Genomic DNA, 11,590 nt, shown 5'->3' on the forward strand with positions numbered 1-11,590 from the left:
TTCAGTAGGCCCGCGTGTCCGACACCAGCGCCCATAGCGGCAGGTGCAGGGCGCTGGTCGCGGCGCCGATCTGGGCGGTGGTCAGATGTGCGCGGCCGGCCTCGGCGCGGCGGGCGTTCTCTACGGGCATGTGGATCAGGGCCGCGACGTCCTCGATGGACAGGCCCCGGTCTTCGCGCCACCGTTTCAGCCTCGCGCCGACCGCTGCATCAAGCGGATCGACGCCGGGAAACCCAAGCACCGAGCCCATGGTTCGCTCCCTTGGCGCGCCGACTCTGCGCGGCGCTTCAGGCCCATTCTTCATCCCATTTGAACGCGGGATCAATCCAGTCGCCGAGACGGCCGTCGGGGCGCGCGAGGGCGTGGATGCGGTCCATCTCCTCGGACGAGAGCTGGAAGTCGAAGATGTCGAAGCTCTCCTCGGCCCGGCTGACCTTGGAGGTGCGCGGAATGGCGATGACGTTCTGCTGGATCAGCCAGCGCAGGGTCACCTGACCGGGCGACTTGCCGTGAGCCTTTCCGATCTCGATCAGGGTGGGGTCGTCGGCGATCTTGCCCTGGGCCAGGGGCGACCAGGCGGTGATGGAGGAGCCCAGTTCCTTCGCCGCGGCCTTGAGCTTCGAGAGCTTGAGGTAAGGGTGGTATTCGACCTGGTTGGTGACCAGTTTGGCCTTCGACAGCGTCTGCGCCTCGCGGAACTCGGCCGAGGGGAAGTTGGACAGGCCGATGGTCCGGGTCAGGCCCTGCTCCTGCGCCTCGTTCAGGGCTCCGAGGGTTTCGGCGAATGACGGCTCGGTCTTCGGCCAGTGCAGCAGCAGTAGGTCGGGCGTGAAGCCGAGGCTGGCGGCGGATTCGCGGGCCTGCCTCAGCAGGCCCTCACGGTCGAAATGCTGCACCCAGATCTTGGTGGTCAGCCAGATGTCGTCGCGGGCGATGTGGCCGGCCTCGATGGCGTCGCGGATGCCGTCTCCGACCGCCGCCTCATTATGGTAGATCCAGGCCGTGTCGAGGTGGCGATAACCGATACGGAGGGCCTCGGCGACCATGCGCCGGGCGTCCTCGGGCGTCAGGTTCCAGGTTCCGAAGCCGAGCAGGGGAATGGCGTGGCCGTCGACGGTGATCACGGGCTGGTCGGTCATGGAAGGCTCCGGGCCCGGAAGCGGGCGGGGGAGCCGTCTAACTAGGCGCCGGGGCGTCCGGTTCAACCAGCCAGTCGAACATCTCGTCCCACAAAGTCTCCATGCCCTTCCGGAAGGCCCCCTCGTGGCCGATGCGCGCCGCCCCGTAGTCGGACGGGGCGCGGACGGCGACCTCGCGCGGCGCGTTGGGATAGACGTCGAGCAGGATAGGCGAGGTGACCGGGGTCGCGATCGGGTCGTCGGTGAAGATCCACGAGCGGATCGGGGCGGTCACGGCGTCGAAATGATGCGGCTGCAGCCGGTCCTTCAGCTCGTCGCGGAAATAGGGCTCCTTCAGGCACCAGCGCCGCCAGGTGGTGTAGACGCCGCGCGGCAGATCGGTCCCGGCCCACAGGCCGCCGCCCTTGATATAGCCATGCCGCATCAGGCTCCACGGGCCGTACAGCAGCCAGAACGTCAGTTCCAGCGGGTTGTAGGCCCGATGGTGGCGGCCCCAGAAGCCGCTGCCGACCGAGACGAAGGCGTGGCGCGCGATACGGTGCTGGTTGGGCATGAAGCCGAGGAAATGGCCGCCGACGCTGTGGCCGACATGGACGACCGTCAGGCCGGGCGCGGCCTTGAGCAGGGCGTCGAGTGCGGCGGGCATGTCGAGGCGGCCCCAGTCCGGATAGTCCATTTCCATGCCGGCCAGATCGTCGGGTCGCGATCCGGCGATGCCGCGGAAGTCATAGGTCAGGACCGCCGCGCCGCGCCCGGCCAGCCGGCGGGCGAACCGGTCGTAGAATCCCTTGGGAAAGCCCGTCCCCGAACTGACCATGACGGCGACGGTCGGGTCGGACGCCGAGACCAGACGCATGGACAGCGGATAGCCGTCGGCGGCCGGGGCGATGAAGTCGCGGATGACGAGGTCGCTCATTCGGGGTCCGTAGCTATTCGCAACGAACCTAGCCGATTGACGCGGCGTCAGGTCAAGGGTCTTGGACAGGGCCCGCGCGGTCGGCTAAAGGCCGTCGCCACTGTTCCGCCTTCCGAGCGATCTCATGACCGACGCCGCCCTTCCCGACCGCCTGTCCGTCGATCCCGACAGCCCCTTCCACGACGGCGAACTGCTGCAGAAGGGGATCGGCGTCCGCTTCAAGGGCGAGGACAAGACCAATGTCGAGGAATACTGCGTCTCGGAAGGCTGGGTCCGTCTGGCCGTCGGCAACCGCGTCGACCGTCGCGGCAAGGCTCTGACGGTCAAGCTGCAGGGGCCGGTCGAGCCGTACATCAAGGGCGAGTAAGCCCGGTTATGGCAGCAGGGTGAAAACTCTGGCCCGTCCAGCTTGTCCGTTGTCCTCGCACGGTCCAGGTTCCGGCTCCCCCGTCTGAGTCCCGGAGCCGTCATGCGTCTGTCCGCCCGCCTTCTCGCCGCCAGCGCGTTCGCGTTGACGCTCGCCGCTCCGGCCTTCGCGCAGGACGCCGCCACCATCCAGCGGGCTGAAGCGGTCCGTGACGCCGCGCTGAACCAGAACATCGCGCTCGACTACGTCACCCAGCTGACCACCCGCTTCGGACCGCGGCCGGCGGGATCGAAGGCTGAACAGGACGCCTCCGCCTGGGCCGCCGGCTACATGCGGGCGCAGGGCTTCCAGAACGTCCGCATCGAACAGTTCCCGCTGGTCGGCTGGGAGCGCGGCGAGGAGAGCGCCTCCATCGTGGGCGACCATCCCCAACGTCTGGCCATAGCCGCCCTGGGCCATTCGCCCGGCACCAACGGGGTGATCGAGGCCGAGGTCGTGCGCTTCGACAGCCTCGAGGCCCTGAACGCCGCCCCGGCCGGATCGCTGGCGGGCAAGATCGCCTTCGTCGACGCCGGCCAGATGGTGCGGATGCAGAACGGGGCGGGCTACGGCCCGCTGAGCCGCGTCCGGGGCGCGGGACCGGCCGCCGCCGCCGCCAAGGGCGCGGTCGCCTTCATCATGCGTTCGGCGGGCTCGGACGAGCACCGCATGCCCCATACGGGCACGACCCGCTATGTCGAGGGCCGCGTTCCGCTGCCGGGCTTCGCGCTCAGCGCGCCGGACGCCGACCAGGTCTCGCGCCTGATCGGGATGGGCGAGACGGTGCGGGTTCGCCTGTCCTCGACCGCGCACACCTATGAGACCGTGTCCCAGAACGTCATCGGCGACATCCCGGGGCGGTCGCGGCCCGAGGAGATCATCGTGCTGGGCTCGCACATGGACAGCTGGGACCTCGGCACGGGCGCCATCGACGACGGCGCCGGCGGGGCCATCACCCTGGCGGCCGCCAGAGCCATCCGCGACAGCGGCCGCCGTCCGGCCCGCACGGTCCGCGTGGTCCTTTACGGCTCGGAAGAGGTGGCCCAGCCGACCGACACCGGGAACGGCGGCGGCGCCTATCTGCGCGGCATCGGGACGGCGGTGGAGAAACACATCATCGCCGGCGAGAGCGATTTCGGCGCCGACCGGGTCTATGCGCTCGGCCTGCCGCCCGGCGCGCAGAACAGCGACTTCGCCAGGGCGGCGGCCCGGGTGCTGTATCCGCTCGGCGTCCTGTCGTCGGCCGAGCCCGAACTGCACGGCGGGGCCGACATCGGGCCCCTGGCCGGGGCCGGCGTGCCGGTGTTCGGCCTGAACCAGGACGGGACCCGCTATTTCGACCTGCACCACACGGCCGACGATACGATCGACAAGATCGATCCGAAGCAGATGAGCCAGAACGTCGCCGCCTGGGCCGCGCTGGTCTGGCTGATCGCGGATTCGGAGGTGGACTTCCGGGCGATGCGGCCGGCGGCGGCCGCGGCGCACTGAACGGTTTCCGGCTTGACCGGGGCGGGTCGCATGCGACGTTAGGTCGAATCCGGCTCTAACCGATGGGGGAACCATGAGCGACGACGACAAGGGCGGGCTGTATCCGCTGCAGCCGCAGAGCAACGGGCTGGGCGTCGCCTCGCTGGTGCTGGGCATATTGTCGATCGTGTTCGGGCTGATCCCGGTCATCGGCCTGATCTCGTGGATCCTGGCCCCGGTCGGGCTGGTTCTCGGCCTGGTCGCCCTCGGCAAGCCGACGGGCCGGAACATGGCGATGGGCGGCGTGGTGACCTCGGGCATCGGCCTGATGATCTGCATCCTCTGGGTGGTCGGCCTCGGCGCCCTGATGACCACCTCGGCCACCGTCGGCTACTGATCCGCGCGCATGGCCGAAGCCGGCGGGCGCTGCTAGATCACGCTCCGGCCCGCGAGCGTGGCGAAACTGGTAGACGCAAGGGACTTAAAATCCCTCGACTTCGGTCATGCGGGTTCGATCCCCGCCGCTCGCACCACGCGGCCCCTGATCCCGATCAAGTCTGGATCGCGGATGACGCCCGACCGGTTTTGACCCGCCCCAGCCACCGCGAAGCCCGCAGCGCGCGGACGACGCCACGCCAGCCGCCGGCCAGCAGACCGGTTCCCAGCGCCAGCGCCAGGACCGGCAGGGAGGGCGCGCCGAAGCGGAAGACCTCGGCGACCGGCGGCGCGTAGAGGCTGACGAGCAGAATCGCGCCCAGGCCCGCGCAGATGCCCCAGAAGAGCCGGCGATGCGGACCGAACAGGCCCACGCCCGCCGAAGCGCCGATCGCCATGGCCAGGGCCAGGTTGCCGACGGCGAGCGCGACATAGGCCGCGGCCCGGGCGACGGGTTCGCCCGCGGCGGGCAGGAGGCCCAAGTAGAGGGCGAGAACCGCCGCGAGGATGACAACGCCCTGCGCCAGCCCGGTGAGGATCTCGCGCACCCCGAAGAGCCCCGCGGTCCGGGCCCGCGGCGGCCGTCGCATGGCGTCCGGCTCGCTCGGCTCGGCCTCGAAGACGAGGGAGCAGACCGGGTCGATCACCAGCTCCAGCAGGACCACATGGACCGGGAACAGGAGGGGCGGCGCGCCAAGCAGGATCGGCAGCAGGGCCAGGCCGGCGATCGGCACGTGGATGGCGGTTATGTAGACCAGAGCGCGGCGCAGGTTGGTGAAGATGCGGCGGCCCAGCCGCACCGCGCCGAGGATGGACCCGAACCGGTCGTCGAGCAGAACGAGGTCCGCCGCCTCCCGGGCGACGTCGGTGCCGCGCGCGCCCATGGCCACGCCGATATCCGCGGCTTCCAGCGCCGGGGCGTCGTTGACCCCGTCGCCCGTCATGGCCACGACCGAGCCGTTGGCCTGGAAGGCGCGGACAAGCGCCAGCTTCTGGCCGGGTTGCACCCGCGCGAACACCCGGACGGTGCGCAGCCGCTCCGCCAGGGCGGCGTCGCCAAGCCCTGCGATCCCGGCGCCGGTCATCAGGCCGCCTGACACGTCGATCCCGGCGTCGGTGGCGATCTTCAACGCCGTCGCGGGATAGTCTCCGGTGATCATGGCCACGCCGATGCCGGCCGTCCGGGCGTCCTGGAGCGCGGCCGGCACGTCCGGGGCGACGGGGTCGAGGAATCCGACAAGACCCCTGAAGGCGAAGACGAGCGCCTCCGGGGCCGCGACCGGGGCGTCATGGACCGCCTCGGCGACGGCCAGGACCCTCAGCCCGTCGGAGGCCAGCCGCTCAAGCGCGGACCGCGCCGATGCGGTCTCGAGGGGCGTCATCCGGCAGAGGGCGAAGACCGCTTCCGGCGAGCCCTTGGCCGCGGTGCGCAGCCGCCCGGCCTCACGCCAGGTCTGGACCACCGCCAGCCGATGCGGCGCCAGCGGCCAGACCTGTTCCGGCCGATCCGTCGCCGGCGGCCCCAGCGCCGTCAGGGCCATGTCCATGGGATCGGTCGGTTGCGGACTGCTGGCCAGAACCGCCATGTCCAGCACCGCCCTCAGGGACGGCGCCAGGTCGTCGTCTTCGGGCGGCCCCTCGGCTTCCGGCGACCAGAGAACGACCACGGCCATGCGGTTTTCGGTCAGGGTGCCGGTCTTGTCGACGCAAAGCAGGGTGGCCCCGCCCAGCGCTTCGATGGCGGCGGCGCGCCGCACCAGCACCCGATGCTGCGCCAGGCGCCAGGCGCCGAGGGAGAGAAAAACCGACAGGACCACCGGGAATTCTTCCGGGATCAGGGCGATGGCGATGGTGATGCCGGCCAGGGCGCCTTCGATCCAAAGGCCCCGCAGCAGGCCGTAGGTCATGGCCACGGCGACGGCGAAGACGAGCGCCAGGACGCCGATCCAGACGACGATGCGGCCCGTCGATTTCTGCAGGGGCGTGCGGTCCCTGTCGATCGTCGACAGCGAGGCGCCGATCTCGCCCAGGGCGGTGCGCGGGCCGGTCGCTGTGACGCGAAGCACGCCCTGCCCGGCGACGACGAGGGTTCCGGCGAAGACCCGGTCTGACAGGGCGCCGTCCGACGATCCGCCGGCGCCGCTGCGGACGACCGGGACGGATTCGCCCGTCAGCGCCGATTCGTCGATCTGCAGGACCTCCGGTCCGATCAGCACGCCGTCGGCCGGGGCCCGCTGGCCTTCGGCCAGAAGCACGATATCCCCGCGCACCACCTCCCGCGCCGGGATCGCCAGGGTCCGGCCCGCGCGGACCACCCGGACCACGGGATCCGCGAGGCTGCGAAGCGCCCTGAGCGCGGCCTCGCTCCGGACCTCCTGGGCCACGACCAGGGCAATGGTGGCGAGGCCGGCCGCCGCCAGCAGCAGCCCCTCCGTCCGATCGCCGAGCGCCAGATAGAGCCCCGAGGCGGCGGCGAGCAGTACGAACATCGGCTCGCGCAGAGCCGAGAGGGCGATCGCCGCCACGGGCCGGGTCCGGTCCGCCGACAGCAGATTGGGCCCTTCCGCAGCCAGCCGCCGGGCCGCCTCTTCCGCGTGGAGTCCATGGAAGGACGGTTCCGGGGGCATGGCGATTCCACTGGCGCCCGGCCAGGCGCGGGCGTGATCCTCCCAGCTTGGGCGTATCCGCCCGCGGGACCTTGACGCGGATCAAGTCGGCCCCTCCGGGGACCGAATTCGACGCCTCTCACGGCAGGGTCGGAGGTGTCGCGCCCAGCCGCTCGAAGGCTTCCCGCAGTACGGCCCGCTGGCCCAGGTGAATCCGCGTCAGGGCCTCCGGCTCGCCAAAGTAGCGCGCGGCGTCGACCTCCGGCACGGCGACGAGCCGCCCGGACCGGGGAGGCCACTCGAGCTCGAACGACCCGCTGCGAAAACCTTGCAGGTCGAGGTCGCCCTCGGCCAGCCAGCAGTGGACGATCTTGCCTCCGCCGGTGCGTACGGGGGTCAGCGCGGCGTGCGGGGGCGGGGGCTCCAGTCCGGTTTCCTCCCGGAACTCGCGCAGCGCCGCCTCAGGGAGCGTCTCTCCGGCATGGGGCAGTCCCTTCGGGATCGACCAGGCGGCGGCGTCCCGGCCGCGCCACCAGGGACCGCCGGGATGCACCAGCAGAACCTCCGGTCCCGCTGGCCCGGGCCGATGGATGAGAAGACCCGCGCTGTCGATGGGCATGGCCGGCTCCGTCCTGCGAGGCGTGGTGACCGGATTATGGGTATGATCCGCGATCCGGAACCAGCGTCCCGGACGGAAGGCGCGCTCAATCCGCGTGGTGCGCCGCGATCCGGCGAGCGGCCGCCCGCCCGAAAAGCAGAAGCGCCAGGCCGCTGCTGATCAGGGCGGTCCCGACCAGAGGCCCCCAGCCCGGCGTCGCGCCAACGAAGGCACCGCCGGAAAGTGCGATCGCGGCGATCACGGAGGCCAGGGCGGAAGCGAACAGCCACCGCCAGGCGCCGGCGGGGCGAAGCTTCAGGGCGAGCGCCAGCTGGACGCCGCCGTCCATCACCAGGGTCGAGATCACCAGAATGGCGACGGCCAACGCTCCGGTGCGCGGATTGTAGAACAGGAAGGCCCCCGAGGCCGCGGCGACCACGCCCGCGATCAGGACGCCCCTCAGCGGTCGCCCGCCCAGCAGCAGGATCAGCCAGACGGCCAGGAGGGTCACGCCCCCGAACCAGAGTAGCCAGCCTGATGTCCCGCCCAGAATGACGCCGGCCGGGAGCGGCGCCCCGAACACGACGGCGCCGACCAGAATGAAGACCAGCGCCGCCAGGAAGACCAGGCGGGGCCGGAGGTCGAGGTGGCGCAGCATCCCGTCGGACCATTGCGGCAGAGCGTCTGTCGTCATCATCGCCTCCTGAGGACCGTTCTCCATCCCTCTCCGTGGCGATTCCCGCCTTGATGTCGATCAAGGCGCGGGTCGCCGTCCACTGCATTTCTGGCGGAGCGTCGTTGAGGCGCGCAGCATCACAGAGCAACCCCATGACCTTCCGCACCGCTTCGTTCCCGACCCGCACCGGGGGCCTGACCGGGACGTCGCCGGTCGATACTGGCGCCGCGGCCCGAAAGGTCGCGATCCCGGTGAAGGGCGGTTGAAGGAGGCCGGCATGGAACTCGCGGGTCCAAGCCTGATCGTGGTCGCCGACGGACGGCAGGCCCGGTTGTTCGAAGAACACCGCCGGGGTGGACCATTGACCGACGTCACCACCTTGCTTGGCGATCTGTCGCCTCATCGGCCGGAGGCTTCGGGCTCCCGAGGCGGCGCCCACGACCGTCTCGGTCCGGCCTCCCACACGGGCGACGGGCCGACGCCCCAGGACCGACGCGAGGCTGACTTCGTCGGCCTTGTGGGCGTCCGGGCGGCGGAGATCATGCGACGGGGCGGCTATCAGGACCTGATCCTGATCGCCGCGCCCCGCGCGCTCGGCCAGCTGCGGCAGGCGATGGCGCACGCCCGCGTCACGGTGGCCGAAACCGAGGCCCATGACCGTGTGTCCGAGACCCCGGCGTCGCTCCGGACCCGCCTGCGCGAGCTCCGCCTGGGCGCCTAGCGCGGCGGACAGCTTGATCCTGATCAAGGCCGCCTCGGTCTGGCGGGTCATGGTTGGTCCTGGGCGGAGAGCCGAACCCCGGTCAGGAAAGGCGGCCATGACCCTGACGCGCGCCGCGACCGCCTCGCGCCGCAGCTAAGGAGGTGACCCGTGCCCGCCAGGCTTGCTGAATTTTCCGATCGCGCCGAAGCGGGCCGTCGTCTCGGCGAGGTTCTGGCGGACCGTGTCCATGGCGACGTGATCGTCTACGCCATCCCGAGGGGCGGGACCCTCGTGGCGCTCGAGGTGGCGCGCGCCCTGGGCGCTCCGCTCGACCTGGCGCTCGTGCGCAAGATCGGCGCGCCCGGGAACCCGGAGGTGGCGCTGGCGGCCGTGATCGACGGGCGTCATCCCCGCACCATCGTCAACGAGGACGTCGTGAGGGTTTCCGGGGCCTCGGCGGACTATCTGGAGCGTGAGCGGGTCGCGGGGCTGGAGGAAATCGAGCGGCGCCGGCGGCTGTACTTCAGGGATCACGAACGCCTTGATCCCGACGGACGTGTCGCCGTGCTCGTCGACGACGGGCTGGCCACCGGGGCCACGGCGCGCGCCGCGATCGCGGGACTGCGGGCCCAGGGCGTCCGCCGCATCCTGCTGGCGGTCCCGGTGGCGCCTCCGGCTCTCGTGGCGGTCCTGCGGCATGAGGTGGACGAGATCGTCTGCCTTTCGGAGCCGGAGCCCTTCCGGTCCGTCGGCCAGGCCTATGGGGATTTCCACCAGGTGGAGGACGCCGAGGTGATCGCCTGCCTCGACGCCTCCCGCGCCTGAACCGGCGGGACTCGGTCGAGGTCGCCTTCGATTTCGACGAGTGCGATCCGGGCGTGCTGGAGATGCTTCGGCAGGCCGTCGCCGGCGCCAAACGCAATGGCCGGCCTGTCGGAATCTGCGGCGAGGCGCCGGCGTCCTATCCCGAAGCGGCGGGCCTGCTGGCTGAAGCGGGGATCGACTCGATCAGCGTCAATCCGGGACGCTTTCCAAAAACCGTCGCGGCCGTGGCCCGCGCCGAGGCCGCCAAGGCCTCGTGACCGGGCTCAGAGCGGGGTGACGTCGGGACTCCGCGGCCGGCCGACTCCCAGCCGCCCGAGCAGCATTCCGGCCGGACAGAAGCCGGTGACCGAGGCCTGCATCAGGTTCACGCCCACGAACACCGTCAGCCACACCCAGGCCGGGTGAACCCAATGGGTTAAGGCCAGGCTGAGCAGGACCATGAATCCGGCGAACATCATGACGGCGCGGTCGAGACTCATGGCCTGTTTTCCTGAACGGGGGCGGGGCGGCGCAGCTTGTGTGCGCCGATCAGGTCGAGGGCCAGCTTCTCATAGAGGGGCTCGGCCTGGCCCTTGCGGACCTTGTGGAGGAAATAGCCTTCGAAGGCGACCTTGGCCGTGTGCACCCAGCGGCCGCTGGCCGACCAGTTGATGTTGCGCGGCGGAATCTGCGGCTGGGCCATGAAGGCCACGCCGCCGTCGCCGAAATCGGCCAGACAGATGGCGTTCCAGCTGGCCTCGTTGGTCGGGGCCTCGCCGTCGAGGATCTGCTTCAGATTGGCCGAGATGGCCGTGACCATGCTCTCGATCATGAAGCCGGTCTTGGGCACGCCCACGGGCACCGGCGTCGGGCCGGTCGGCGGGATCGCGATGCAGACGCCGAGGGCGAAGATGTCGGGCCAGGTCGGATTGCGCTGGTGCTTGTCGACGAGGATGAAGCCGCGGGGATTGGTCAGCCCCTCGACCCCGCGCACCGCCTCCACGCCCCGGAAGGCCGGCAGCATCATGGAGTAGGCGAACGGCAGGTCGTGGCTCGCCTTTACGGCTCCGTCCTCACCGACCTCCTCGACATGCATCAGGCCGGCGTCGACGCTCTTCACCTTGGCATTGGTGATCCATTTGATGTGCCGCTGACGCATCTCGCTTTCCAGCAGCCCCTTGGTGTCGCCCACTCCGTCAAGGCCGAGGTGGCCGATGTAGGGCTCGGAGGTCACGAAGGTCATCGGCACGCGGTCGCGCAGCTTGCGCCGGCGCAGTTCGGTGTCGAGGATCATGGCGAACTCATAGGCAGGCCCGAAGCAGGACGCGCCCTGGACCGCCCCGACGACGATCGGACCGGGGTTCTGCACGAACGCGTCGAAGGCCTCGGCCGCGTGCACGGCGTGGTCGACATGGCAGATCGAGACCGTATGGCCGTCAGGCCCGAGGCCCGGAATCTCGTCGAAGGCCAGGTCGGGACCGGTGGCGATGACCAGATAATCGTAATGCAGGGCCCGGCCGTCGGCGAGATCGACGCCCTTTTCGGCGGGCCGGATGCGGCTGGCGCCGACATTGATGAATTCGACGCCCTTGCGCTTCATCACCTCCGTCAGGCTGACCTCGATGGCCTCGCGCTTGCGCCAGTGCACCGCCACCCAGGGGTTGGAGGGGGTGAAGTGGAAGGTGTCGCCCTTCGACACCATGACGATCCGCGCCCGGTCGCCGAGCGCGTGGCGGATGTCATAGGCGGCGATGGCGCCGCCGAGGCCTGCGCCGAGGATGACGATGGTGGGCCGGTTCATGCGCGGTTTCCTTCCCGGGACGATTCCGATGCCTGA

The 11,590-nt window shown here is 70.5% G+C and carries 14 protein-coding genes and 1 tRNA gene; 7 read left to right on the top strand and 8 right to left on the bottom strand.

Going from position 1 to position 11,590, the window contains the following annotated elements; genetic code table 11:
* Nucleotide 1 precedes the first annotated feature (1 nt).
* Genes ASD59_RS04040 through ASD59_RS04050 form a run of 3 tightly spaced genes read right to left on the bottom strand, consistent with a single transcriptional unit; the run spans nt 2 to nt 2,055 of the window.
* Entirely contained in the window at nt 2–250 is a 249-nt protein-coding gene (locus tag ASD59_RS04040) for a helix-turn-helix domain-containing protein (RefSeq protein WP_055828656.1), read from the bottom strand.
* Nucleotides 251–287: 37 nt separating this feature from the next.
* Nucleotides 288–1,139 carry an aldo/keto reductase gene (locus ASD59_RS04045; RefSeq protein ID WP_055828659.1) on the bottom strand — a complete coding sequence of 284 codons (852 nt, stop codon included), beginning with the start codon at nt 1,137–1,139 and terminating at the stop codon, nt 288–290.
* Nucleotides 1,140–1,176: 37 nt separating this feature from the next.
* Nucleotides 1,177–2,055 carry an alpha/beta hydrolase family protein gene (locus ASD59_RS04050; protein WP_055828663.1) on the bottom strand — a complete coding sequence of 293 codons (879 nt, stop codon included), beginning with the start codon at nt 2,053–2,055 and terminating at the stop codon, nt 1,177–1,179.
* A 124-nt stretch (nt 2,056–2,179) separates the two neighbouring features.
* On the opposite strand from ASD59_RS04050, the gene ASD59_RS04055 reads away from it, so the two are divergent.
* The 4 genes from ASD59_RS04055 to ASD59_RS04070 all read left to right on the top strand — a co-directional run bounded on the left by ASD59_RS04055 (nt 2,180) and on the right by ASD59_RS04070 (nt 4,464).
* The gene (locus ASD59_RS04055; RefSeq protein WP_055828666.1) at nt 2,180–2,422 is read left to right on the top strand and encodes a DUF3297 family protein; all 243 of its coding nucleotides are present in this window, start codon (nt 2,180–2,182) and stop codon (nt 2,420–2,422) included.
* A gap of 102 nt (nt 2,423–2,524) precedes the next feature.
* Nucleotides 2,525–3,952 (top strand): M20/M25/M40 family metallo-hydrolase, encoded by a 1,428-nt coding sequence (locus ASD59_RS04060; protein WP_055828669.1) that lies wholly within the window; start codon nt 2,525–2,527, stop codon nt 3,950–3,952.
* 73 nt (nt 3,953–4,025) lie between these two features.
* Nucleotides 4,026–4,328 (top strand): hypothetical protein, encoded by a 303-nt coding sequence (locus ASD59_RS04065; protein WP_055828672.1) that lies wholly within the window; start codon nt 4,026–4,028, stop codon nt 4,326–4,328.
* Nucleotides 4,329–4,379: 51 nt separating this feature from the next.
* Nucleotides 4,380–4,464: transfer RNA gene (locus tag ASD59_RS04070), tRNA-Leu, on the top strand.
* Between the two features lie 18 nt (nt 4,465–4,482).
* Here ASD59_RS04070 and ASD59_RS04075 read toward each other — a convergent pair.
* The 3 genes from ASD59_RS04075 to ASD59_RS04085 form a co-directional block, all read right to left on the bottom strand.
* Complete coding sequence (locus ASD59_RS04075) at nt 4,483–6,993, bottom strand: cation-translocating P-type ATPase (RefSeq protein ID WP_055828675.1); 2,511 nt, start codon at nt 6,991–6,993, stop codon at nt 4,483–4,485.
* A gap of 118 nt (nt 6,994–7,111) precedes the next feature.
* Nucleotides 7,112–7,591, bottom strand: coding sequence for an NUDIX domain-containing protein (locus ASD59_RS04080; protein WP_055828679.1), 480 nt, complete (start codon nt 7,589–7,591; stop codon nt 7,112–7,114).
* An 85-nt stretch (nt 7,592–7,676) separates the two neighbouring features.
* Nucleotides 7,677–8,264 (bottom strand): hypothetical protein, encoded by a 588-nt coding sequence (locus tag ASD59_RS04085; RefSeq protein ID WP_156376917.1) that lies wholly within the window; start codon nt 8,262–8,264, stop codon nt 7,677–7,679.
* 259 nt (nt 8,265–8,523) lie between these two features.
* Between ASD59_RS04085 and ASD59_RS04090 the strand changes: the two genes are divergently transcribed.
* The 3 genes from ASD59_RS04090 to ASD59_RS14515 all read left to right on the top strand — a co-directional run bounded on the left by ASD59_RS04090 (nt 8,524) and on the right by ASD59_RS14515 (nt 10,031).
* Nucleotides 8,524–8,967, top strand: a complete 444-nt coding sequence (locus ASD59_RS04090) for a host attachment protein (protein WP_156376918.1) — start codon at nt 8,524–8,526, stop codon at nt 8,965–8,967.
* A gap of 150 nt (nt 8,968–9,117) precedes the next feature.
* On the top strand, nt 9,118–9,774 hold the full coding sequence (locus tag ASD59_RS04095) for a phosphoribosyltransferase (RefSeq protein ID WP_055828688.1): 657 nt from the start codon (nt 9,118–9,120) through the stop codon (nt 9,772–9,774).
* Nucleotides 9,771–10,031, top strand: coding sequence for a putative PEP-binding protein (locus ASD59_RS14515; protein ID WP_255356138.1), 261 nt, complete (start codon nt 9,771–9,773; stop codon nt 10,029–10,031). Before ASD59_RS04095 ends, ASD59_RS14515 begins: the two co-directional genes overlap by 4 nt.
* 6 nt (nt 10,032–10,037) lie before the next feature.
* On the opposite strand, the gene ASD59_RS04105 is transcribed toward ASD59_RS14515, so the two are convergent.
* On the bottom strand, nt 10,038–10,253 hold the full coding sequence (locus tag ASD59_RS04105; RefSeq protein ID WP_055828693.1) for a YgaP family membrane protein: 216 nt from the start codon (nt 10,251–10,253) through the stop codon (nt 10,038–10,040).
* A complete protein-coding gene (locus ASD59_RS04110) occupies nt 10,250–11,554 on the bottom strand; it encodes an NAD(P)/FAD-dependent oxidoreductase (protein WP_055828696.1) in 1,305 nt (434 codons plus the stop codon). Before ASD59_RS04110 ends, ASD59_RS04105 begins: the two co-directional genes overlap by 4 nt.
* Nucleotides 11,555–11,590 lie beyond the last annotated feature (36 nt).

The sequence above is a fragment of the Brevundimonas sp. Root608 genome, from assembly GCF_001427825.1.
Lineage (GTDB): Bacteria > Pseudomonadota > Alphaproteobacteria > Caulobacterales > Caulobacteraceae > Brevundimonas.

Bases quoted from the DNA above. Each gene is read 5' to 3' on its own strand.
- ASD59_RS04050 (WP_055828663.1), bottom strand. From the start codon at position 2,055: ATGAGCGACCTCGTCATCCGCGACTTCATCGCCCCGGCCGCCGACGGC.
- ASD59_RS04090 (WP_156376918.1), top strand. From the start codon at position 8,524: ATGGAACTCGCGGGTCCAAGCCTGATCGTGGTCGCCGACGGACGGCAG.
- ASD59_RS04060 (WP_055828669.1), top strand. From the start codon at position 2,525: ATGCGTCTGTCCGCCCGCCTTCTCGCCGCCAGCGCGTTCGCGTTGACG.
- ASD59_RS04085 (WP_156376917.1), bottom strand. From the start codon at position 8,264: ATGACGACAGACGCTCTGCCGCAATGGTCCGACGGGATGCTGCGCCAC.
- ASD59_RS04110 (WP_055828696.1), bottom strand. From the start codon at position 11,554: ATGAACCGGCCCACCATCGTCATCCTCGGCGCAGGCCTCGGCGGCGCC.
- ASD59_RS04065 (WP_055828672.1), top strand. From the start codon at position 4,026: ATGAGCGACGACGACAAGGGCGGGCTGTATCCGCTGCAGCCGCAGAGC.
- ASD59_RS04105 (WP_055828693.1), bottom strand. From the start codon at position 10,253: ATGAGTCTCGACCGCGCCGTCATGATGTTCGCCGGATTCATGGTCCTG.
- ASD59_RS04045 (WP_055828659.1), bottom strand. From the start codon at position 1,139: ATGACCGACCAGCCCGTGATCACCGTCGACGGCCACGCCATTCCCCTG.
- ASD59_RS04080 (WP_055828679.1), bottom strand. From the start codon at position 7,591: ATGCCCATCGACAGCGCGGGTCTTCTCATCCATCGGCCCGGGCCAGCG.
- ASD59_RS04055 (WP_055828666.1), top strand. From the start codon at position 2,180: ATGACCGACGCCGCCCTTCCCGACCGCCTGTCCGTCGATCCCGACAGC.
- ASD59_RS04040 (WP_055828656.1), bottom strand. From the start codon at position 250: ATGGGCTCGGTGCTTGGGTTTCCCGGCGTCGATCCGCTTGATGCAGCG.
- ASD59_RS04075 (WP_055828675.1), bottom strand. From the start codon at position 6,993: ATGCCCCCGGAACCGTCCTTCCATGGACTCCACGCGGAAGAGGCGGCC.